The following is an 18,462-nucleotide window of genomic DNA, read 5'->3' as shown; positions in this document are numbered from 1 at the left end:
GCTCAGGCCCCTCCGCGTTCCAGCTCCCCGGCGCGTACGTGTGCCAGGACGCTGCTGGTGCTGAACCCCACGACCTTGCCGGTCCCGGCGTCCTTCAGGTGGAAGAAGTTGCGGCCCTTGGGGATGATCAGGACTCGTCGGCTAGCCATGCTGCACCTCCCCACGGCGGATGCGGTCGCCGATCTCCTTGCGGTGGACGGGAACCTCTTTCGGGGCCCTGATGGACAGCTTCACCTGGCCACCCGTGATGCCAACCACGGTGACTTCGATGTCGTCGCCAATCTCGATGGTTTCGCCGATGCGGCGGGTCAGAATGAGCATCTACTGTTCCTCCAGAACTTGAAGTTTTCTCTGCAGCCGCTTCACGACTTCGCGGGTGCGGTCGATCGCTGCCTTGAGTCGATATGCGCCTTGCTTCTTGGCGGCTTCCTTGGTCATGAACAGCTCAGGCGGCGCGTACAGGCGGCCGCTCTCGGCCTCGAACCGGCTACCGACGGCCCTGACCAGGGTCACGTCCTTGATCTTTCCTCGGTACGTGATCACGTAGCGCTTAGTCGGGTACTGCATGGCGGCCTCCCGGGTGAGCGTCGTTGCTGAACTGGAATGCCTTGCGCAACGAGTGGGTGACCTCGCGGCCGAAGTCAGCCCAGGCCTTCCATTTGCCCTCGACCCACTCGATGCAGAGCACCGTCAGGCCGAAGCGGTTGCGTACGCGGACCGGCGCCCGGCTGCGGAATGCCTGGGCCATGGCGGCGCGCACCTTGGCCAGGAAGGTCGGATTCATGATGGAGGTGGCGGTCAGCATCTCGCTCTCCTTGCGGTTGGATTAGGGGATGGCCGAATGCCCCGGTGGCCAGCCGGTCGTTGCCGCGCGCAGCGTCATGCGTAGCGCGGTGGCGCCCCGTGTCGGTTCGGGGAAGGGGAGGCGGATCAGTAGTCGAAGCCGTAGGTGATGTCCTGCGGATCGCAGTCCACCAGGAGCTTGGCTTTGCCAAAGTACAGGCTGGCCAGCATCCGTTCCCACTTCGTGCGAAGGTTCATGCTCAGCGCGATCTTTTCGTTGTCGATCCGCGCGCAGTAGACCTCGCCAATCCTGATCGGATCGTCATGGTCGTTCCCCGCGGGGCGCGTTTCCTTGTCCAGCATGACGTGGATATTGTGCTTAAGGCTGTAAGCCGATGTGCCGCTGCTAGAGAAGGCGTCGCTGCGATAGCTGCTCTCAGGCTTCGGATCGAAGAAGACTGAGAAGTAATTGCTGCCATACCTCCCTTCCTCCTCGAACCGGATTTCAGGCGCCTCCCAGCGTTCTTCTGCGGCCTTTTCCTTGTTGGCCTTGGTGAACTCCTCAAGCAACGCACGCAACGACACCTCGCCCGTGATGAGGCCTTCACCGCTGAGCACTTCGGCGATAGATGCGTCTGCTTGCTTGAGCAGGTGCTCAGCGAAAGCCGACTGCTCCCAGCGCTCTTTCAGCTGCGCCGCGATCATCGCGTTGTACTTGGTGAGCTCGAATACGTCGCCGACGTTGGCCGGGAGCGCTGCTTTGATAGCGCCCTCGATGGCCTTGCTCAGGTCGCCGTAGGAGCGGCACATGTCCTTGACCAGGTTCTTGAACATCTCGTCGATGCCCTGGTCGATGAGTTCGCGCGGGCGGTCACTGCCCGCGTAAACGGCAACACGCTCCTGCAGGAGCTGGGAAAGGGTCTGCTCGGTCATGTTTTGGTCTCGTTGGGATGGGCTACATCAGTTGGGTGATCTGGCCGGAGCCAAACCCGGCATCAGGCCTGTTCATTGCTCGGCCCTCGCTGCATGGAAGCTGTGCTGCTTGGCGGCAGGATTCAGATCACCCACGGATGCAGCCAGGCCATAGGCGGCCTGGATGTGGGTTAGGGGAGGGGATACGAAGCGGCATTGGAATGTCGGGCCACACCCGTTTCTGGCAGCGGCGTCCGGGGATTCGCCACCGATGCTGCCCAGGGAGATGCTTTTTTCATGCCCCGCCGACATTCCGATGCCGCCTTTCGCCCAACTGCCGGCTGGTCGGTGGGCTATTCAGTGCCGGTCAACCACTCAACGCCTTTGGCTTCTGCCAGCCATTCGCGCAGGGTTCCCAGCGGCGCTTTGTCTTCATCGACCCACTGCTTGTCCAGCAACTCGCCGGTGACCTCCTCGCAGTCGCAGTCACTTTCCACCTCAGGATCGCCACCCACCATTTCGACATGAAAGGCGATTGCCTGCTCTGCGGTCTCGGCCGCGTAGTAATCGTGTTCTTCGACGCAGAAGACCTTGAGGTTCAGCCGCTTGATCACTGGCTCACCGTCTAGCGTTAGTTGCTCGTTCATCTCCTTCCTCCGCTCTGGCCTATCGGGCCGTGGTGTGGCTGCTACGCGTAGCTGTTGACCTCGTCCTTCACGATCAGCCTGCCGTTGGCGCGGTAGATGGCCAGGCACTCACGGGTGCTATCGATCAGGCCGATCCTGCTGAAGATCAAGACACGGGGTGGTTCGCTGCCAAAAATCACCTCGCCAATCACGTCGCCATCGACGTAGCAGGCAGAGGTCATTCCGTAGTTGGCGCCGATGTGCACGATGCTTTCGAACATGGCCAACCTCCTGGTTGGTGTGGCTGCATGGGTTGGGTGATCTGGCCGGCTGCCAACCGGCGGTCATTCTTTCGGTTCGGCTCTACCGGTAACCGCTGGTGCCACGCCGACTCTCGTCCCTGCGCTGACCACTTCCAGTTGTGCGCGAACAGCGCCGCGCTTCAGATCGCCCACCGATGCAGCCAGGGCGTGTGCCCTGGCAATCCATCAGCGGCGCGGGGCATCCCGTTGCGGGCCGCCGGCGGTTGGACCGGCAACATCGTCGACACTGACGCCGTCACCGATAACTTCCAGGCGGCCTTCATCGAACCATTCGCCGTGCTGGAACCCGCCGCCTACCGCGACTGGCGGGACGACCACGTACTGGGTGCATCCGGTCAAGTACTGGGCGCGCCCAGTGACGACACCTTGGAATCCCGTCACCTTGTCCTTGGCCAACTTTCCGAGTTCGATCATTTTGATTCTCCGTTTGGGTAGCGCCCGGTCGGGCTTTGGTGTGGTTGCATCCCACTGCACCCTGTCGCCAAGGGGCAGAAGTGATTCGCCCTAGTGGTCAAGCAACCAGGCGATGCCGAGGAAAAACAGGATCACGGCGCCGATGGATGCGGCGATCGCGGGACCGATCCAGAACGGTGCTGTCACCCACCACCAGCTCCAATCAATCACACCGAAGAGCTTCAGGATCACGAAGGCCACACCCAACAGCCCCACGACCCCGATACCTTCACTGTTAACGCTGCTCGAACGTGCCATTGCTCATGCTCCGGTTATGCATCCAGGGCCTCTCGGCCCTGGGTCTATCCGGTTTTCCTCCGGCGCACTCTCAGCCACATCACGCCGCCGAGCAGGAGCCCCGAGAGGACGCCGGCCAGGTAGCTGATGGAGATGAGGTGCAGCAGGGAGGAAGTTGCGATCAGCAGGCCCGCCAGGAGCAGGGCCAGGATCAAGCGGAGCATTTCAACGGACCGTCTTCACGACGCTGTTGATGCCCTTGTCGACCGCGCGTCGGAGCTTCTTGCCATCCTTGGCGCCTGCGCCTTTGTGCCAGTCGTTGTTGTAGACGACCTGGGCGCGCAGGCAGTAGGTGTCCGGCGACAGGGTGGTGCTGGTCTTCAGCCCCGAGGTCGCTTTGTTGTCCACCGTGCAATGGCGATACAGCGGGTTGCCGTTGGCGTCCTTGGCGCTGGCGAAGGAGTCGTCGTTCACTTCGCCGATCAGGATCTGGCTCGCAAAATCCTCGGTGATGTCGCTGGTGATCTTGCCGGGCCGGCCGATGTACAGCATGCCGGCGATCTCCACTGTCACGCCGGCCTTCTTCACGTAGCCCTGGGCCACCGCCTCGGCGGCGGCGTACCAGTCGTCGAACTCAACCACGACGGCGCCCTTGTAGTCGTCGTCAGTCTCGATCCAGTGCTTCACCGTCACCAGGGCGCCGGAGCCGGATACTGCTGCGAAGGCGTACTTCTTCGCGACCTTGTCGTCTTCCATCTTGCCGAAGTCATCGACACCGCTCTTGCCGTGGAGCCAGTACACCGTCTCCTCGTGCGCGTCGACGACCTTGAGGTCCGACGGCAGGCCCTGTGTCACCACCGCGTCGGCCTGGATGATCGCGATGTCGCAGTCGCCATCCTTCAGCAGCTCGGCGTTCTCGACCGAGCCGCCGGTGTTGATCACGTTGGACTTGATGTCGGTGCCCTTGACGATGGCTTTGCCGATCTCGGTGCCCAGGCTCTCGTAGAAGCCGCCCTCGCCACCGGTACAGAAGTTGAGCTGGGTGGGCGGCTAGGCCGCGAAAGCAGTGCTCGCCAGCACCATAAGCGCTGCAAGCAACAGGTTCAGTCGTTTCATGCGGTTGTCCTCGGTGACGTCTGGGGGGTGTATGGCGCCCCTGCTGCCGATAGCCGGGCGCCGTGTACGTGTTGGCCTTGAGCTTCCATCGCAGCGCGCCCTATTCGGCATTTGGCGCGTCGGTCATCTGGTCCAGTGTTTCCCTCGCGATTACCTGCAGCTCGACGGCCGGTTTCAGGTGGCAGTTCATCGCGGGTAGCCGGCCCGAAATGCCGGCTGGTCTCACATCTGCATTGGCTGGTTCCTCCTCTGTCGTTTGTTCCATTCCATGCGTCTTGCGTTGCCCGATTCGTATCTCTGGCCCGGGTGCTACTGGCTCGCCCTGGCTGGCTCGCATGGTTTGGCGTCCTCCCAATGTGGGGAGTCCGGCAGCTATCCAGAGGCTGCGTGGGCGACGGTTGAGCTTGTTCACCACCGGAGGGAGCCGGTACGTCGCTGGTTACGTCTGGTTGTAAAAGAGCGAGCCCAGTTGGGCTGGCCGGCGGTGTTCTGCTGGCGTGATCAAACAATACGATTGCGTATTGAGCTGGTCAATACGTTAACGCATTAATTTTCACGTTGCGGCTCCGTGCATTAATTAATACTGTATGAATGTCCAGTATCGAGGAGTAAGCCAATGGCCAAGCAGAAGAACCAGAAGCAACCCGAACGCCGTGTGATGAACAGCCGTGAGCGCTTGGGCTTGAGGGTGTCGGAGATGATCAATTCGCCGATGTCGCAGCTGAACCGTCGTGTGACGATCCACCGCCTGGACACTGACGAGGATCAGGCGTGGGAGGAGGTATTGGAGTTGCTTAGCGAAACGGATGGTCTGGATATGACCTTCAACGATGACGGCACTGTCACGCTGCAGTGGGCGCAGCAAGAGGAGGGCGACCAGGAGGCCGAGGGGGAGGAGGAATTCAAGGTGCTGTGGAAGGAGTCGGCGGAGATGCCGGCTCCCTTCTGATCATGGTTGACCTGGCGCGAGAACAGTCTCGCGCCCCTTAGCGCATCATTGGGTGAGGCGCTGTAGTGCGGCTCAAGCGGCTCGCCGAGCTACGGACCGCCAAGCTTGCGGAGAGCGTTTCTATAGCGCTCTTTGGTTTCGCCTCGCTGCTCGTGGGCTCTCTTCAGTTCCTCGAACGCCTCCCGCCCCTTCTGTACTTCCCATGCGAGCTTACGGCCCAGCTCCTGCGCCTTTGGGTCTGGGGATGCCATGAGCTCGGCCGCCTTTCTTTCAGCATCAGGCAGTTCCACGTAGTAGAAGCGCCGAGCGTCCTCCCATTCCTTGTCCAGTTCCGCGTCGCTTTTCACACTGCGGGGCTGTACGGATGGGGTGGGCGGAGTTACCTCTATGGCATTTTCGGGACTCTCGGCTGCGCCATTGCAGGGCCGATCGGTAAATTGCACCTGCCCGTTCGGCCCGGAGCACTTATACATGGCCGCCTGCGCAGCATTAGCAGTCATGAGTAGCAGGGACGCAGTCAACGCTAGCTGTAGCCTCATTCGACCTCCTTGTCTTCAGCCCCTAGATCAGCTTCAACATCGATTTGCACACCGCACCTACACGCGGCGGGCGTTCCACACCAACAGCACTCGAGCCTGAATGTAGGTCTCTTCTACCCGGATGTCCTCCGGAGGATGCAGCGGGTTGTCGGAGAGCATCTTGAAATGCTCGGCGCCCCGCAGCTGGAGGCGCTTGATATAGAACAGGCCCTGGTAAGTGAAGGCATATATGCCGTCACCCGTGAATTCGCGGATGCTTGCGTCGACTATGAGTGGGTCAAGGTGCTTGATAGTGGGCGCCATCGACTCCCCATCGCCGGTGATCATCTTGAGATGCGTGGGGTCCCGGTACTTCACTCCAAGCTCGCGCAGGTGTTCCTGGCTGACGATGACGTCGCGAAGCATCTCCGGGTATTCACGCACCAGCTTGCCGCTGCCCATGGCGCCGCGAACGTCGTAGTGGGCGATGCTGATCTCGTCGCCTTGGATGGTGCGCTTGGGGAAAACGGCGCGAATGACGTTGCCATTCGATTCCGCCAACCCATCCGTAGCCTCTTCGGCGGCTCCCAGCAGACGCTCCCGGGCCTCCTTCGACAGCGCTTTGCCAGCCTTGGTGGCAAGCATGGCTCTCACGAAATCTGAAGCACTCTGATCGGGCAAAGTCAGATCTGTCTGCGTTGACGATTCAACGCCACTGGGAGCCTTACCAACGCCCGTCCATAGCCACTCGGCCGAACACGAGAACGCGCGTGCGATGGCCTGGATGTTCTCCTGCCGTGGGCTTTTCGATTCTCCGCAAACTATGCGATGCACTGTGGGTTGAGGGATAGCAGCGCGCCGCGCCAATTCCCCCTCGCTCCACTCCCGCCGCCGCATCTCTGCGTCAATCCGTTCGCCAACTTTCATACTGTGACCAATAAGAAAACGTATTGGTCGAGTGTATTGCTCGGAGCAATACGAGTGCGTATTATCAATGATACGAACACGCATTGGAGGTCTCCATGACCATTCAAATGATGCTGTCCGCCCTCTTTGCGAAAGGACTCTCTCAGAAGGCGGTCGCGGAGAGGGTTGGAACCACGCAGCCGACGATTCACCGAGCTGCCAAAGGATCTGGCATCGGTTACGAGACAGGAAAAGCAATCGAGGACCTCTACAAGCAGGAGGTTCTGCCCCCGGTCGCTTGAGTGTCGCTTCAACGATTACAGGATGGCGCGCCACGTAGCGCGCTGCCACAGAAACATCAAGCGAGGTTTTACGTATGGAACGTTTCATGCGGTCGTGCCACGACACCGTGAAGGACAACGACTCGGCGCGCCTGGCTCCGATGATGGGCCTGTCCCAGGTCAGTCTCCTGCAGCGCGCCAACCCCGACAACGACGCCCACAAGCTAACCATCAACCACCTCTTCCAGATCCTGCTGCACACCAAAGACATGCGCCCGCTCAAGGCGCTGGCTGAGGAGTTCGGTTTCGACCTCGTGCAACGCGAAGTCGCGCCGGCCGACTGCCTTATGCAGGCGACCCTGGGTGCAGCATCCGAAGCCGCAGACGTGACCAAGGCGGCGATTGAGGCGCTGGAAGATGGGGTGGTGACGCGCATGGAAGTGGCGCGCCTGGAGCGTGAGGCCGAGGAGGCCAAGCAGAAGATCGATGTGGTGGTTGCCACCGCTCGATCGAAGATCGGCCGCCTGTAGACGCAACAAAGCCGGGCTGCCACCCGGCTTCATCACATCACGCGCGAGGTGAGTATGCAGCCAATCCCGCACCCCCTCAACATCATCACCATGAGCAGCGTCGACATCGCTGCGCTCACTGGCAAGCAGCACAAGCACGTTATCCGCGACATCAAGAACATGCTCGACGAGCTCCAGAAGGATGGTCCAGTTCTGGGCCATGTTCGAGAGGAGCGCGATGGGCGCGGCTACATCGCCAGTATCCACCTGGATAGGGAACTGACGGAGACACTCATCACCGGTTACAGCGTCGTCCTTCGGCGCCGGGTGATCCAGCGTCTCCACGAGCTGGAGCAGCAGCCGCAGCAGATCCCACAGACCCTACCCGAAGCATTGCGCCTCGCAGCCGACCTCGCCGAACAGAACAGCCAACTGCGGTTGGTGGTGCAGGACCTGGCCCCGAAGATTGAGGCGCTGGCACTCATTTCCTCCGCCACCGGCACCATGTGCCTCACCGATGCGGCCAAGCACCTGAAGGTGCAGCGCAAGCGGCTGCTCGAGTGGCTGAAGGCCAACCGGTGGATCTACCGGCGTGAGAACTCCGCGCGCTGGGTCGCCTACCAGCCCCGCCTTGCTGCCGGTCTGCTGGACCACAAGGTCTCGGTCATCGGCACGGAGGAGAACGGGGACCAGCGACTCGCGTCACAGGTACGCGTCACGCCAAAGGGTTTGACGGCCCTGGCGGAGAAAGTCGCGGGAGGGTCGCTGTGAGCGTCCAAGCCATGACCTGGGCATTGGCGCAGACGTTGGTGCAGGACCCGACCTGCCGCCACGTGTTGCTCTGCCTGGCCAACTACGCCGACAAGCAAGGACGCAACGCTTTCCCGGCCGTCAGCACCCTGTCGGCCGATACAGGACTTTCCGAACGCACGGTGCGCTACAAGCTGGCCGCCCTCAAGGAGTCTGGGGTGATCACCCTGGGCAATCAGCGTGTCGCGCTGGCCTATTTTTCTCAGCCGGACCGGACTCCGGTCTGTTACGACCTGAATATGTCCCGGGGTGCACCAGATGCACCCCGCTCAGCCTCGCAAGAAGCCCCTGAAGAAGTGCTCGAAACTGGCGCTGGTGCTGGAGATCCGTCTCTGCAATCGCCTCAGGAAGGTGTCCTTGAGGCTGCTGACCGAGGTGCACCAGATGCACCCCGAGCGCAAAACCCCGAAAAACCCACCACGGGGTGCACCAGCTGCACCCCGCAAGAGGGAACGGGGTGCAGCTCACAACAGGACGGGGTGCAAATGACGACCGAACGGGGTGCACCAGCTGCACCCAAACCGTCCTTTAACCGTCCTTTAACCGAAGAGCAGCATGCATGCATGCGCGAGGGCGTCGAGGCGGACGGCTGGGGTCGCCACCGGATGACTGCCGACTGGCTGCCCGACGCGAAGAGCCTCGAGGACCAGTTGTACGTCGCCGGCCTGGCCGGCAAGCAGATCCCGGAGGAGGTGCTGGCCGGGTTCAAGGGGCACTTCTTGACCCTGCCCACCGTTGAGAACCCGGCGAAGTGGTGCCAGCGGCTGGTGCGCTGGTTCGCGAAGGAGAGAGCCCTGGCGGCTTCGACGCCCTCGATGGGCGACTGGGCAGACGAGGACCTGCAGGTATGAACCGGGTCGACGAGATCGCCAAACAGGTCGCCCAGCACGGTCCATCAGCCCGCGCCGCAGCTGCGCTGAAGCCTCGCACGATGAAGGTCGACCCAGCCACGAAGGAGGTCGTCGACCAGTTGTTCGTGAGGCTGAAGGGTGTCTTCCCGGCGTGGCGCACCGCCTGGCCCGACGATGCCGCCGAAGGCGCCTCGAAACGGGAATGGGTGGCGGAGTTCATGCGCTCCGGCATCCGCACCCTGGAGCAAATCCAGTGGGGCATGCGCATCGCCGCCCGGCAGGGCAGGGACTTCGTGCCGTCGCCTGGCCTGTTCGTGAAGTGGTGCTACTCGCCGGAAGCGTTCCAGTTGCCCTCGCTGGAACTGGCCTACGCCCAGGCTGTGAAGAACACCCACCCCGGGCACTCCGAGTACCCCATCTGGACCCACGCGGCAGTCTTCCACGCAGCCGTGGAGACCGGCTTCTACGCCCTGCAGCGGATGGACCGTGAGGTCGGCCTGAAGCGCTTCGAGCAGAAGTACCTGGAGCAGCGGATGAAGATCGCCCGCGGTGAAGTACTTGATCCCGCCCCCGTGGCGCCTTTGCCGGCGCCCAGGGCTCCCAGCACCCCAGAGGTCGGCAACGATGCTCTGGCCGAACTCCGCAAACGCATAGGACGCAAGCAATGACACCAGCCAAGTGTGCAGCCCGGATGCAAGGCCTGAACGGCGTCGCGAAGAAGGTCTACGACTGCGTGCCGATCGTTGAGGCCTGGACATCGTTCCAGGTGATGGGTGCCATGCGCAGCCTGACCGGCAGCACCCCAGACACCCAGATCGTCTCTGGATGCCTCACCAGGCTGGTGGATTGCGGCCTGGTCAAGCGCGTCTCCCGTGACCAGTACCAGCGAGTGCCGGTCCAGCAGAAACCCAAGCCCGAGGAACCGAAGATGTCACAAGTGCGCATCGGAACACCGCCAACGGCGGTCACGCCGACAATCAGGCATGCCGAGATCCTTGATATGACTGTCAGGCCTACCCCAATGGATCTGCTGGCAACACTCGCCAGGTCCGCTTCGAAAATGGCGGAAGATCTCAAGCAGCTGTCTGCCCGGATCGAGGAAGTGGCCTTGGAGGTCGGCGAGGAACGCGAGGCCGCTGAGAAGATGCGCCAGCTCAAGGACCTGCTGAAGGACCTGAAGGTATGAGCCCGGCCCAGATGATGCGCTTCACCCCGGTGCCAGGCATAACCGGAAGCTGGAAAACGCCGTGCGGATTCGTGGTTGCGATCTGCAGGTTGCAGGAATGCCGCTACACCATCACGGCCCCTGGCGCCGATGCTCCCTTCGCATACACCGACAAGGCCACGGACGTGCCCAGGCTGATCGTCGCGCACAAGGAAGTGCTGTCGGTGCCGGCATGAGCCTCTGGTGCTGGCTCGGCCGGCACGATTGGTCTGTTCGCTTCAACGACTCTCCCCGGTTCAGGCTCTCCAGCGGCGTGGCCGAGCTGTACTGGCGCGGCGGCGGTTACGACAAGGTGCTCTGCAGCCGCTGTGGGCGCATCCAGTCGTACGATCGCGGCGAGTTCGATTTCCTGCCGGAACTGCTGGTGCCGGATGTGGTGGCCAGCCCGGGAGCCACGCTATGACCTCGCGCGGGCGGTTCACCACCGTCGGCCAGGTGCTCGACTGGTGGAGCTCCCGCCTGTCGCAGAACCGGTCCAAGTCCCCACGCTACCGGGCCACCGTCGCCAGCCTGGTTGATCGTCAACTCAAGCCACGCATCGGCGCCGAGAAGATCAAGCGGCTCAGCAAGGCCACCATCGACGACAAGCTGGTGTGGCCCATGCAGCAGGTGCTGTCACCCCATACCGTGCACAAGGCTCTCCAGTGCTTGCTCCAGGCGCTGGTGTTGGCTGAGCGGCAGAGACGCATCGACAGCAACCCCCTCGCCACCTCGAGCTGGAAGGACTACTGGACCGGCAAGCTGCCGCCGCGCCCTGCCAAGTTGAAACCGTCCGATGCCTGGACGCTGGTACCGCACCTCTGCGAAGTGTTTCAGGAGGATCCGGTGGCGGGCCTGTTGGCGCTGACGATGTTGGCCCACGGCACCCGGATCGGTGAGACCTGCCTGCAGCGCTGGGACGAGATCAGCCTCCCTGACCGGACCTGGACCATCCCTGGGCAGAACACCAAGAACGGCGAGCCTCTGGTGGTGCCGCTGACCGACCAGTACATCGCACTGCTCAGCCGGTACCGCGACCTGCAGCACCCGGCCAGACGCTCCAGCCCATGGGTGCTGGCGATGGCCAACGGTGAGCGGCTCTCCGATTCCCAGGCCTCGGCGATGTTCCGCCGCATCAGTGATCGGAGGTGGACCAGCCACGACCTGCGCAAGCTCGCCCGGACTACCTGGACCGAGATCGGCATCGACTACCTGGTGGGCGAGCTGATGCTCAACCACAGCATGGGCAAGCTGGCCTCTACCTACATCAAGACCACCGTCGACGCGGCGCGGCTGACAGCCCTCGGGCAGTGGCACGCATGGCTCGACGAGCGTGGTTTCTCTGCCGCACACAGCGCAAAAAGCACCGAAACCAGCTTTTCCGAAGTTGACGCCTAAGCCAGCAACGGCACGGGCTTCAGATGAATTCAGAGTTTCCATAGGAGGTAGATGAAATGAGCGAGAAAACGAGCAGCCAAGGAAGGCAGTTACCTCGTGTGCGCACCATCACCAAGGCCCGCGTGCGACTGACGCTCGACGTCCCGGTCGGTACCTGGGGCCCGGACTGCCTGATTGATCAGGTCTACAAGCAGGCATCCGAGGAGGCGATCAACCGGGTCCGCAACCTGCTGCAGGGGCGCGCCAGGGTCGTTGGTGTGGTGGAGGTAGAAGCGATCACCACCGCGCTCGAGGAGAGGGAGAAGCCTCGTGGCTGATCAGACCGTAATGCTGCCCTGGCCGCCCCGGGTGCTGAGCCCGAACGCACGGGCGCACTGGGCAGCCCGAAGCCGAGCCGCGAAGGGATACCGCTGGCAGTGCTGGGTGCTTGGCCTGAAAGCGAAGCTGGTGGCCCCGGCAGGGCGAGTACTGCTCAGCCTGGAGTTCCTGCCGCCCAACAAGGCGCGCCGCGACGACGACAACCTGCTGGCCGCTTTCAAGTCGGGCCGTGATGGCCTGGCCGATGCGATGGGGATCGATGACAGCCTGTTCGTCAGCCAGGTCAGGTTGAGCAGTGAGGTACACCCGAACGGCGCCGTGCGCGCCACGATCTCGAACTGGACCGGTGACTGAGGGGGAACAGCCATGGTTTACACCAACGTTTTGGCAGCGGTCGTGTCCGCGCTGGCCGCTGAATGCATCGACAACACCAGCAAGCAGTCCTGGCAGAAGCTGATCAACGCCTCTCTGGCATCGGGCCGCCGGCCGGCCTTCTCCGATGCCTCTCGAATGGAGGTGGACTGCTGGGTGTTCTCCCGGCTTCACAGCCAGCTTCCGCCCAAGCTCTGGAATGTGCTGGTGGCCAAGTACAGCACGCACAAGGCCCGCAAGGTTCAGGCGATCGGCGCGCTGTTCCCGGTGGTGCAGTCGCCGGCTCCCGCCCTGTTCCGGCAGAAGGCGATTACTGCCTGGGCCATCCCGCCCATGAAGGGCGTCCAGGCCGCGGTGGGGGCCGAGGTGGCCAGCCGTGCTGCGCGGCAGGCTGCCCAAGCAGAAGCCCGTGCCAAGCAGGCGCGGCACAAGGCCCAGGGAAAGAAGGGGAAGGCGCCACCGGACGCGCCGCGCGAGCAATACGTGAAGCGCTCGACCGATGTGATGGTGCTGCCGGCCTCCTTCTACGACATGAACAGCTGGGATACGACTGCGGCGCCCGATAGGACCAGGCGCTGGTGGCGGTCGCAGTTGAACAAAGGCCTCGAGGAGATGGTGACCGAAGCGCTGATGCTCGCGAGCGAGGTGCTGGACAGGGAGGGAGTGATCCACGACCTGGTGATCGGCGATCCTCTGCCGCACGACATGTTGGAGAGCGCCGTTGGTGCGGAGGTGGCTTGATCTCCTTTGCCGAATTGCCGACATTATTTCCATCCTGTCGATCTTGCGCGTTGCGATGACCGACTCTCAAAAGCCCTGGCACCTGCCGGGGCTTTCTCGTTTCTGGCGCCTGGTGCGCCGCGACTGCTCTGCGCCGTCCCCAGCTCCACCCTCGCTGGCGGCGCCTTTGCCCGGACACTGCCGGGCGTTTTTATTCATGGAGAACCCACATGGCAGAGCCCGGAGTAGGCGCGCTCGGCGTCGTTGTATCGACTGCCACCGGCGTTGCAGCTACTGCTGTCCTGCCGGGCTTGGACATCAATGCCATCGTCGGTGCATTCGCCGGCGCGCTGATGTTCGTGGTGTTCGCTCGGGACCTCAGCGCCACCCGCCGCTTCGGCTACTTCCTGGTGAGTTGGGTGGGTGGCTACTACTTCTCTGCGGAACTGGCGGCGTTCTGGACTGCCCGAACCAGCGGGGCGGCATCGTTCGTTGCTGCTGCCCTGGTGGTGACCATCTCGATCACCATCCTCGAATGGTTGAGCGGCGGGAAGATGCCGGGCTGGCTCCGGTGGTTCCTCGACCGCCGAGGAGGCGGAAGCAATGGCAATGGCTGATTACTGGACCCTGTTGGCCTTTCTGGCGTGCGCTGTAGCGTTTGCGCGGATCGTCAGCTGGACGCCGAGGGGCGAGCGCTTCAGGTTGGGCATGAGCTTGGGTGCGTATGCCCTGGCGCTATTCACTGGGTGCTACGTGCTGACCGTCGGGCTGAAGGTCCTGGCTGGCAAGCCGGTCGAGCCCGTGTCGCCCTGGGTGGCGCTGATCCTGGTATGGCTTGCGGGTCTGGTTGTTCAGGCCAAAGGCAACGTCGCCCGGATCCTGCAGCTTCACCTTGGGCCATGGAATGGCATCGACCGCCGCCGGAGTTAACCCATGCCCGTTCGACCTGCACGCCCATGCGCCTGGCCGAGCTGCACGGTGCTGATTCGAGGGGCAAGCTACTGCCCGAAGCACCAGCCACTGGCTGATGAGCAGCGGACGGCCCAGGTCAAGCGCACCAACCAACAATACAACGCCCGGCGCGATGAGTCGGACGGCTTCTACAAAACCGAGCGGTGGAAGCGGCTGAGTCTCCGATACCGGAAGCTGCACCCACTCTGCGAGAACTGCGAGAAGCACAACAGGGTGACGCCGAGCCGGATGGTTGACCACAAACAGCCGGTCAAGACCCACCCCGAACTCGCATTGGACTGGGAGAACCTGCAAGCCCTCTGCTGGCCCTGCCACAACATCATCGGTGTCAGGGTCGGTCTGTTGGGCAGCTCGGAGACGAACGAATCGCCCTGAAGCTCCCAGGCGGCCTGGGTTCGATGGCCAAGGGGGGAGGGGTGGGTCAAAACCTTGGAATCCTTCGAGGCCCGAACGACGGGGGGAGCCGGATTTACGTACCCGCGAAAAATAGAATTAGGGAGTTGCGCCGATGCCAGGGGTCAAGGGGCGTTCGGGGCGCCGCCCCAAGCCCACCCAACAGAAGGTGGTGGCAGGCAATCCTGGCAAGCGGGCCCTGAACAAGGCCGAACCTCAGTTCACCCAGATCACACACGTCGATCCGCCCGACTGGATGCAGCCGCTGGCGATCCGGATGTGGGAGACGGTGATGCCTGAGCTGCTCGCTCAGAAGATCGTCTGCATCACCGACCTGCACAACGTCGAGGGCTTCTGCACTGCGTATGCCAACTGGCGCGCGGCGCAGGAGCTCGTCGTCCAAGATGGCCCCGTCGTTACATCCGCGATGGGCAGCCCAATGAAGAACCCCGCGCTCACCGCTGCGAAGGAGGCTATGTCCCAGATGGTCACCTTCGGCGCGATCCTGGGGCTCGACCCCTCGAGCCGATCGCGGCTGACCGGTGGGAAGAAGTCGAAGGTCGGCAACCCCTTCATGGAGTTGCTGAACGAATAACAAGAGATACCCATGGCCACCAAACACCCCAACGTAGACGCGGCGATGCGTTGGGGGCGGCGGGTGCTGGCCGGAAAGATCGAATGCTGTAGCTACGTGAAGCTGGCCGTGCAGCGGCACTTCAACGATGTCGCCGCCTCGCGATCGGCCAAGTTCAAGTACAAGTTCAACGCGGCTAAAGCCGAGAAGAAGCTGCGGCTGATTCAACTCCTACCCCACACGAAGGGGGAGTGGGCGTTCAAGCGCCAGCTGATAACCCTGGAGGGTTGGCAGCTCTTTGGGCTCGCGGTCACCTTCGGCTGGGTGCGCAAGCACTCGGGTTTCCGGCGTTTTCGTGAGAGCTACTGGGAAATCCCCAGGAAGAACGGGAAGAGCGTTGTCGCCGGTGGTGTGGGCATTTCGATGTTCACCGGCGACAACGAATTCGGCGCCGAGGTCTATGCCGGCGCCACAACTGAACACCAGGCCTGGGAGGTGTTCCGGCCAGCGCGGCTCATGGTTCTGCGCTCGCCGATGCTCATGGAGGCTGCCGGGATCGAGGTCAACGCCTCGAACATGAACATCCCGAACGACGGTAGCCGGTTCGAGCCCATCATTGGTAACCCCGGTGATGGCGCATCGCCCAGTTGCTCCATCGTCGACGAGTACCACGAGCACGACAGTTCGGCGCTCTACGACACCATGCTCACCGGCATGGGCGCGCGCCGCCAAGCGCTGATGTTCATCATCACTACGGCCGGCGACAACATCGAGGGGCCCTGCTACGACAAGCGCCGCCAGGTCATCGAGATGCTGGAGGGCATCGTCCCAGACGACGAGCTCTTCGGCTGGATATGGACGATCGACCCGGGCGATGACTGGACCGACCCGAAGGTCCTGGCCAAGGCCAACCCGAACATCGGTGTGTCGGTTTTCCGGGAGTACCTGGAAAGCATGCAGCAGCGGGGCATCAGGTCCGCGCGCTTCACCAACACCTTCAAGACGAAGCACCTCAATGTCTGGGTATCGGCCAAGACCGGGTTCTTCAACATGGAGTCCTGGCGCAACTGCGAGGACAAGAGCCTCGCCTCCGAGGAGTTCGAGGGGCACGAAGCGGTGCTGGGCTTCGACCTGGCCCGCAAGCTGGACATGAACAGCATGGCACGCCTGTTCTGGCGGGTGATCGACGGGAAGACCCATTACTACTGCATCGCCCCGTGCTTTTGGGTCCCTGAAGACACGGTCCGCTACAGCACCAACAAGCGCATGACTGAGCGTTTCCAGGCCTGGGTGAATACGGCACATCTGCGTGAGACAGCCGGCGCCGAGGTCGACTACCGCGAGATCCTCGCGGAGGCCAAGGAGTCGGCGAAGCTCTACTCGGTACGCGAGACCCCGATCGACCCGCACGGCGCCACTGGCCTGCAGCACGAGCTCGAGGACGAGGGGCTGACGCCGGTGGTCATCACCCAGAACTACACCAACATGAGCACGCCCATGAAGGAGCTGGAAGCGGCGATCGCATCCGGCCGGTTCCACCATGACGGCAACCCGATCATGACCTGGTGCGTGGGCAACGTGATCGCCAAGTACCTGCCTGGCAACGACGACGTCGTGAGGCCGATCAAGCAGGGCGATGACAACAAAATCGACGGCGCAGTCGCACTGATCATGGCGATCGGGCGAGCGATGGCGCAGGTCATCAACGACAACAGCGGCAATGACGACGCCTTCATGGCCGCCCTCCGAGACCCCATGTACGTATGAGCACCGCAATCATCCTGCAGATCATTGCCGGGCTGCTGGGCCTTGGCCTGTTCATTGGCGGCGTGTTCGTCCTGGCCGGCCCTGGCTGGTCCCTTATCGCCGCCGCGACCTCGTGCTTCTGCGTCTTCGAGTTCCTCAGAAAGGGGCTGACCGGTGAATAGATCCCTGTCCTCGGTTCTGACCCGAGCTGCCTCCGCGCCGCGCGCTTCGCTGGGTGAGTGGATGGGCAAGACCATTCGCCTCACCGATGGCGCTTTCTGGGGGCAGTTCTTGGGCGCCCAGTCAGCCAGCGGAAAGACGGTAACGGTCAACAGCGCCATGCGGCTGACTGCCGTATGGGCGTGCGTTCGTGTCATCGCGGAGACCATCTCCACGCTGCCGATTGGCCTCTACCTGAAGATGCCTGACGGCAGCCGCCAGAGCGCGGATGATCACGACCTGTACTGGATCCTCCGGCACAGCCCGAACAGCAAGATGACGGCTGTCGCATTCTGGGAAGCGGTCGTCGCCTCGATGCTGCTGAAGGGCAACGCGTACATCGAGATCAGGCGCATTGGCGGCCGGGTCGTCGCTCTGGACTTCCTGCTGCCGGGGCGCATGGAACTCGACGTCGATGACGCTGGGAACCTGGAGTACTTCTACACCGCGCCGAAGACGGCCCGCCGGAAGATTCCGGCCGAGAACATGATGCACATCCCGGCGTTTTCGCTGGATGGCCTCATCGGGCTTTCGCCGATCGCCTACGGTGCCGATGTGTTCGGCTCGGCCATGTCGGCCGAAAGTGTTGCGGGTTCGACGTTCCAGAACGGCCTGCACCAGACCGTGGCCTTCGAGGTTGACCGGACGCTGAAGCCCGAGCAGCGTGACGAGTTCCGCGACTACGTGAAGCGCATCTCCGGCGCCATGAACGCCGGGCTGTCCCCGGTGCTGGAGGCCGGCGTCACCGCCAAGACCATCGGCATCAACCCCGTTGACGCCCAGTTGTTGGAGTCGCGGACCTACAGCGCTGAGGACATCTGCCGGTTCTTCCTGATCGACCCCACCGTAGTGGGCTACGGCGACAAAGCATCGAACTGGGGGACGGGCCTGGAGCAGAAGCAACTGCGGCTTCTGATCTTCACCCTCCGCCCGCTTCAGCGGCGCATCGAAGAAGCGATCGCCAAGTGCTTGCTTACGCCGGTTGAGCGCCGCCGCATGTACGTCGAGTACTCCATCGAGGGGCTGCTGCGCGCGGACAGCGCTGCCCGGGCGTCCTTCTACAGCTCCATGGTGCAGAACGGCATCTACACCCGCGACGAATGCAGGGTTCGCGAGAACCTGAAGCGGCACGGCGGCAACGCTGACGTGCTCACCGTCCAGAGCAACCTCGCCCCCATCGACTCGTTGGGGCAAACCACCGATGGGCAAGCTGCAAGGGCTGCCCTGTTGAGCTGGCTGATGGAGCCAGAAAGCAAGCCTCAGGAGTAACCC

General features: G+C 62.8%; 32 protein-coding genes and 1 pseudogene. 20 read left to right on the top strand and 13 right to left on the bottom strand.

What is annotated here, in order from left to right; genetic code table 11:
• Positions 1-2: 2 nt before the first annotated feature.
• From OEJ36_RS08900 to OEJ36_RS08850, 11 genes and pseudogenes are all read right to left on the bottom strand, one after another.
• Positions 3-149, bottom strand: a complete 147-nt coding sequence (locus OEJ36_RS08900; protein ID WP_263401196.1) for a hypothetical protein — start codon at positions 147-149, stop codon at positions 3-5.
• Positions 142-321, bottom strand: coding sequence for a carbon storage regulator CsrA (gene csrA, locus OEJ36_RS08895; protein ID WP_263401195.1), 180 nt, complete (start codon positions 319-321; stop codon positions 142-144). The genes OEJ36_RS08900 and csrA overlap by 8 nt, the downstream gene beginning before the upstream one ends.
• Positions 322-567, bottom strand: a complete 246-nt coding sequence (locus OEJ36_RS08890) for a hypothetical protein (protein WP_263401194.1) — start codon at positions 565-567, stop codon at positions 322-324. It lies immediately after the preceding gene.
• Positions 551-805: a hypothetical protein gene (locus tag OEJ36_RS08885; protein ID WP_263401193.1), complete on the bottom strand. Its 255-nt coding sequence runs from the start codon at positions 803-805 to the stop codon at positions 551-553. The genes OEJ36_RS08890 and OEJ36_RS08885 overlap by 17 nt, the downstream gene beginning before the upstream one ends.
• Positions 806-930: 125 nt before the next feature.
• Positions 931-1,716 carry a hypothetical protein gene (locus OEJ36_RS08880; RefSeq protein ID WP_263401192.1) on the bottom strand — a complete coding sequence of 262 codons (786 nt, stop codon included), beginning with the start codon at positions 1,714-1,716 and terminating at the stop codon, positions 931-933.
• Between the two features lie 332 nt (positions 1,717-2,048).
• Positions 2,049-2,342, bottom strand: a complete 294-nt coding sequence (locus OEJ36_RS08875) for a hypothetical protein (RefSeq protein ID WP_263401191.1) — start codon at positions 2,340-2,342, stop codon at positions 2,049-2,051.
• Positions 2,343-2,383: 41 nt separating this feature from the next.
• Positions 2,384-2,602: a hypothetical protein gene (locus OEJ36_RS08870; RefSeq protein WP_263401190.1), complete on the bottom strand. Its 219-nt coding sequence runs from the start codon at positions 2,600-2,602 to the stop codon at positions 2,384-2,386.
• 207 nt (positions 2,603-2,809) lie between these two features.
• Positions 2,810-3,058 (bottom strand): hypothetical protein, encoded by a 249-nt coding sequence (locus OEJ36_RS08865; RefSeq protein ID WP_263401189.1) that lies wholly within the window; start codon positions 3,056-3,058, stop codon positions 2,810-2,812.
• A 90-nt stretch (positions 3,059-3,148) separates the two neighbouring features.
• Positions 3,149-3,355, bottom strand: a complete 207-nt coding sequence (locus OEJ36_RS08860) for a hypothetical protein (RefSeq protein WP_263401188.1) — start codon at positions 3,353-3,355, stop codon at positions 3,149-3,151.
• Positions 3,356-3,399: 44 nt separating this feature from the next.
• A complete protein-coding gene (locus OEJ36_RS08855; RefSeq protein ID WP_263401187.1) occupies positions 3,400-3,558 on the bottom strand; it encodes a hypothetical protein in 159 nt (52 codons plus the stop codon).
• Position 3,559: 1 nt separating this feature from the next.
• Positions 3,560-4,354 (bottom strand): annotated as a pseudogene (locus tag OEJ36_RS08850) (TAXI family TRAP transporter solute-binding subunit); the annotation flags it as partial.
• A 712-nt stretch (positions 4,355-5,066) separates the two neighbouring features.
• Between OEJ36_RS08850 and OEJ36_RS08845 the strand changes: the two are divergent.
• On the top strand, positions 5,067-5,399 hold the full coding sequence (locus OEJ36_RS08845) for a DUF1654 domain-containing protein (protein WP_263401186.1): 333 nt from the start codon (positions 5,067-5,069) through the stop codon (positions 5,397-5,399).
• An 89-nt stretch (positions 5,400-5,488) separates the two neighbouring features.
• On the opposite strand, the gene OEJ36_RS30605 is transcribed toward OEJ36_RS08845, so the two are convergent.
• Positions 5,489-5,899 (bottom strand): DUF4124 domain-containing protein, encoded by a 411-nt coding sequence (locus OEJ36_RS30605; protein ID WP_411860985.1) that lies wholly within the window; start codon positions 5,897-5,899, stop codon positions 5,489-5,491.
• Between the two features lie 96 nt (positions 5,900-5,995).
• Positions 5,996-6,928 (bottom strand): XRE family transcriptional regulator, encoded by a 933-nt coding sequence (locus OEJ36_RS08840; RefSeq protein WP_263401185.1) that lies wholly within the window; start codon positions 6,926-6,928, stop codon positions 5,996-5,998.
• 11 nt (positions 6,929-6,939) lie between these two features.
• Between OEJ36_RS08840 and OEJ36_RS08835 the strand changes: the two genes are divergently transcribed.
• From OEJ36_RS08835 to OEJ36_RS08745, 19 genes are all read left to right on the top strand, one after another.
• Entirely contained in the window at positions 6,940-7,125 is a 186-nt protein-coding gene (locus tag OEJ36_RS08835; RefSeq protein WP_263401184.1) for a helix-turn-helix domain-containing protein, read from the top strand.
• An 86-nt stretch (positions 7,126-7,211) separates the two neighbouring features.
• Positions 7,212-7,634, top strand: a complete 423-nt coding sequence (locus OEJ36_RS08830; RefSeq protein WP_263401183.1) for a phage regulatory CII family protein — start codon at positions 7,212-7,214, stop codon at positions 7,632-7,634.
• A gap of 54 nt (positions 7,635-7,688) precedes the next feature.
• Positions 7,689-8,384 (top strand): phage regulatory protein/antirepressor Ant, encoded by a 696-nt coding sequence (locus OEJ36_RS08825; RefSeq protein ID WP_263401182.1) that lies wholly within the window; start codon positions 7,689-7,691, stop codon positions 8,382-8,384.
• A complete protein-coding gene (locus tag OEJ36_RS08820) occupies positions 8,381-9,274 on the top strand; it encodes a helix-turn-helix domain-containing protein (RefSeq protein ID WP_263401181.1) in 894 nt (297 codons plus the stop codon). Before OEJ36_RS08825 ends, OEJ36_RS08820 begins: the two co-directional genes overlap by 4 nt.
• Positions 9,271-9,942, top strand: a complete 672-nt coding sequence (locus OEJ36_RS08815; protein WP_263401180.1) for a replication protein P — start codon at positions 9,271-9,273, stop codon at positions 9,940-9,942. The genes OEJ36_RS08820 and OEJ36_RS08815 overlap by 4 nt, the downstream gene beginning before the upstream one ends.
• Positions 9,939-10,460: a hypothetical protein gene (locus OEJ36_RS08810; protein ID WP_263401179.1), complete on the top strand. Its 522-nt coding sequence runs from the start codon at positions 9,939-9,941 to the stop codon at positions 10,458-10,460. Before OEJ36_RS08815 ends, OEJ36_RS08810 begins: the two co-directional genes overlap by 4 nt.
• Complete coding sequence (locus tag OEJ36_RS08805; protein ID WP_263401178.1) at positions 10,457-10,675, top strand: hypothetical protein; 219 nt, start codon at positions 10,457-10,459, stop codon at positions 10,673-10,675. Before OEJ36_RS08810 ends, OEJ36_RS08805 begins: the two co-directional genes overlap by 4 nt.
• A complete protein-coding gene (locus OEJ36_RS08800; RefSeq protein WP_263401177.1) occupies positions 10,672-10,902 on the top strand; it encodes a hypothetical protein in 231 nt (76 codons plus the stop codon). The genes OEJ36_RS08805 and OEJ36_RS08800 overlap by 4 nt, the downstream gene beginning before the upstream one ends.
• The gene (locus OEJ36_RS08795; protein WP_263401176.1) at positions 10,899-11,876 is read left to right on the top strand and encodes a tyrosine-type recombinase/integrase; all 978 of its coding nucleotides are present in this window, start codon (positions 10,899-10,901) and stop codon (positions 11,874-11,876) included. The genes OEJ36_RS08800 and OEJ36_RS08795 overlap by 4 nt, the downstream gene beginning before the upstream one ends.
• Before the next feature lie 56 nt (positions 11,877-11,932).
• Entirely contained in the window at positions 11,933-12,193 is a 261-nt protein-coding gene (locus OEJ36_RS08790) for a hypothetical protein (protein WP_263401175.1), read from the top strand.
• A 10-nt stretch (positions 12,194-12,203) separates the two neighbouring features.
• The gene (locus OEJ36_RS08785; RefSeq protein ID WP_263401289.1) at positions 12,204-12,548 is read left to right on the top strand and encodes an endodeoxyribonuclease RusA; all 345 of its coding nucleotides are present in this window, start codon (positions 12,204-12,206) and stop codon (positions 12,546-12,548) included.
• Positions 12,549-12,560: 12 nt separating this feature from the next.
• Positions 12,561-13,307 (top strand): hypothetical protein, encoded by a 747-nt coding sequence (locus tag OEJ36_RS08780; protein ID WP_263401174.1) that lies wholly within the window; start codon positions 12,561-12,563, stop codon positions 13,305-13,307.
• A gap of 209 nt (positions 13,308-13,516) precedes the next feature.
• On the top strand, positions 13,517-13,903 hold the full coding sequence (locus OEJ36_RS08775) for a phage holin family protein (RefSeq protein ID WP_263401173.1): 387 nt from the start codon (positions 13,517-13,519) through the stop codon (positions 13,901-13,903).
• Positions 13,896-14,216: a phage holin family protein gene (locus OEJ36_RS08770; protein ID WP_263401172.1), complete on the top strand. Its 321-nt coding sequence runs from the start codon at positions 13,896-13,898 to the stop codon at positions 14,214-14,216. The genes OEJ36_RS08775 and OEJ36_RS08770 overlap by 8 nt, the downstream gene beginning before the upstream one ends.
• Before the next feature lie 3 nt (positions 14,217-14,219).
• Positions 14,220-14,633, top strand: coding sequence for an HNH endonuclease signature motif containing protein (locus OEJ36_RS08765; RefSeq protein WP_263401171.1), 414 nt, complete (start codon positions 14,220-14,222; stop codon positions 14,631-14,633).
• 133 nt (positions 14,634-14,766) lie between these two features.
• A complete protein-coding gene (locus tag OEJ36_RS08760; RefSeq protein ID WP_263401170.1) occupies positions 14,767-15,246 on the top strand; it encodes a phage terminase small subunit P27 family in 480 nt (159 codons plus the stop codon).
• A 12-nt stretch (positions 15,247-15,258) separates the two neighbouring features.
• Entirely contained in the window at positions 15,259-16,992 is a 1,734-nt protein-coding gene (locus OEJ36_RS08755; RefSeq protein ID WP_263401169.1) for a terminase large subunit, read from the top strand.
• Positions 16,989-17,153, top strand: coding sequence for a hypothetical protein (locus OEJ36_RS08750; RefSeq protein ID WP_263401168.1), 165 nt, complete (start codon positions 16,989-16,991; stop codon positions 17,151-17,153). Before OEJ36_RS08755 ends, OEJ36_RS08750 begins: the two co-directional genes overlap by 4 nt.
• Positions 17,146-18,459 (top strand): phage portal protein, encoded by a 1,314-nt coding sequence (locus OEJ36_RS08745; RefSeq protein WP_263401167.1) that lies wholly within the window; start codon positions 17,146-17,148, stop codon positions 18,457-18,459. The genes OEJ36_RS08750 and OEJ36_RS08745 overlap by 8 nt, the downstream gene beginning before the upstream one ends.
• The last annotated feature ends 3 nt before the right edge of the window (positions 18,460-18,462 follow it).

Source organism: Pseudomonas sp. PDM13 (genome assembly GCF_025685765.1).
Classification (GTDB): Bacteria; Pseudomonadota; Gammaproteobacteria; order Pseudomonadales; family Pseudomonadaceae; genus Metapseudomonas; species Metapseudomonas solani.
Note: the sequence above shows the minus strand (reverse complement) of the source record. Positions and strands in the feature narration are given on the sequence as shown.

Excerpts from the sequence above, each read along its gene's own strand:
- OEJ36_RS08845 (WP_263401186.1), top strand. The coding sequence starts at position 5,067 with ATGGCCAAGCAGAAGAACCAGAAGCAACCCGAACGCCGTGTGATGAAC.
- OEJ36_RS08840 (WP_263401185.1), bottom strand. The coding sequence starts at position 6,928 with ATGCGTGTTCGTATCATTGATAATACGCACTCGTATTGCTCCGAGCAA.
- OEJ36_RS08865 (WP_263401189.1), bottom strand. The coding sequence starts at position 3,058 with ATGATCGAACTCGGAAAGTTGGCCAAGGACAAGGTGACGGGATTCCAA.
- OEJ36_RS08815 (WP_263401180.1), top strand. The coding sequence starts at position 9,271 with ATGAACCGGGTCGACGAGATCGCCAAACAGGTCGCCCAGCACGGTCCA.
- OEJ36_RS08785 (WP_263401289.1), top strand. The coding sequence starts at position 12,204 with ATGCTGCCCTGGCCGCCCCGGGTGCTGAGCCCGAACGCACGGGCGCAC.
- OEJ36_RS08795 (WP_263401176.1), top strand. The coding sequence starts at position 10,899 with ATGACCTCGCGCGGGCGGTTCACCACCGTCGGCCAGGTGCTCGACTGG.
- OEJ36_RS08870 (WP_263401190.1), bottom strand. The coding sequence starts at position 2,602 with ATGTTCGAAAGCATCGTGCACATCGGCGCCAACTACGGAATGACCTCT.
- OEJ36_RS08810 (WP_263401179.1), top strand. The coding sequence starts at position 9,939 with ATGACACCAGCCAAGTGTGCAGCCCGGATGCAAGGCCTGAACGGCGTC.
- OEJ36_RS08755 (WP_263401169.1), top strand. The coding sequence starts at position 15,259 with ATGGCCACCAAACACCCCAACGTAGACGCGGCGATGCGTTGGGGGCGG.
- OEJ36_RS08750 (WP_263401168.1), top strand. The coding sequence starts at position 16,989 with ATGAGCACCGCAATCATCCTGCAGATCATTGCCGGGCTGCTGGGCCTT.
- OEJ36_RS08790 (WP_263401175.1), top strand. The coding sequence starts at position 11,933 with ATGAGCGAGAAAACGAGCAGCCAAGGAAGGCAGTTACCTCGTGTGCGC.
- OEJ36_RS08780 (WP_263401174.1), top strand. The coding sequence starts at position 12,561 with ATGGTTTACACCAACGTTTTGGCAGCGGTCGTGTCCGCGCTGGCCGCT.
- csrA (WP_263401195.1), bottom strand. The coding sequence starts at position 321 with ATGCTCATTCTGACCCGCCGCATCGGCGAAACCATCGAGATTGGCGAC.
- OEJ36_RS08765 (WP_263401171.1), top strand. The coding sequence starts at position 14,220 with ATGCCCGTTCGACCTGCACGCCCATGCGCCTGGCCGAGCTGCACGGTG.
- OEJ36_RS08830 (WP_263401183.1), top strand. The coding sequence starts at position 7,212 with ATGCGGTCGTGCCACGACACCGTGAAGGACAACGACTCGGCGCGCCTG.
- OEJ36_RS08875 (WP_263401191.1), bottom strand. The coding sequence starts at position 2,342 with ATGAACGAGCAACTAACGCTAGACGGTGAGCCAGTGATCAAGCGGCTG.
- OEJ36_RS08890 (WP_263401194.1), bottom strand. The coding sequence starts at position 567 with ATGCAGTACCCGACTAAGCGCTACGTGATCACGTACCGAGGAAAGATC.
- OEJ36_RS08885 (WP_263401193.1), bottom strand. The coding sequence starts at position 805 with ATGCTGACCGCCACCTCCATCATGAATCCGACCTTCCTGGCCAAGGTG.
- OEJ36_RS08775 (WP_263401173.1), top strand. The coding sequence starts at position 13,517 with ATGGCAGAGCCCGGAGTAGGCGCGCTCGGCGTCGTTGTATCGACTGCC.
- OEJ36_RS08800 (WP_263401177.1), top strand. The coding sequence starts at position 10,672 with ATGAGCCTCTGGTGCTGGCTCGGCCGGCACGATTGGTCTGTTCGCTTC.
- OEJ36_RS08770 (WP_263401172.1), top strand. The coding sequence starts at position 13,896 with ATGGCTGATTACTGGACCCTGTTGGCCTTTCTGGCGTGCGCTGTAGCG.
- OEJ36_RS08825 (WP_263401182.1), top strand. The coding sequence starts at position 7,689 with ATGCAGCCAATCCCGCACCCCCTCAACATCATCACCATGAGCAGCGTC.
- OEJ36_RS08860 (WP_263401188.1), bottom strand. The coding sequence starts at position 3,355 with ATGGCACGTTCGAGCAGCGTTAACAGTGAAGGTATCGGGGTCGTGGGG.
- OEJ36_RS08805 (WP_263401178.1), top strand. The coding sequence starts at position 10,457 with ATGAGCCCGGCCCAGATGATGCGCTTCACCCCGGTGCCAGGCATAACC.
- OEJ36_RS30605 (WP_411860985.1), bottom strand. The coding sequence starts at position 5,899 with ATGACTGCTAATGCTGCGCAGGCGGCCATGTATAAGTGCTCCGGGCCG.
- OEJ36_RS08855 (WP_263401187.1), bottom strand. The coding sequence starts at position 3,558 with ATGCTCCGCTTGATCCTGGCCCTGCTCCTGGCGGGCCTGCTGATCGCA.
- OEJ36_RS08835 (WP_263401184.1), top strand. The coding sequence starts at position 6,940 with ATGACCATTCAAATGATGCTGTCCGCCCTCTTTGCGAAAGGACTCTCT.
- OEJ36_RS08760 (WP_263401170.1), top strand. The coding sequence starts at position 14,767 with ATGCCAGGGGTCAAGGGGCGTTCGGGGCGCCGCCCCAAGCCCACCCAA.
- OEJ36_RS08880 (WP_263401192.1), bottom strand. The coding sequence starts at position 1,716 with ATGACCGAGCAGACCCTTTCCCAGCTCCTGCAGGAGCGTGTTGCCGTT.
- OEJ36_RS08900 (WP_263401196.1), bottom strand. The coding sequence starts at position 149 with ATGGCTAGCCGACGAGTCCTGATCATCCCCAAGGGCCGCAACTTCTTC.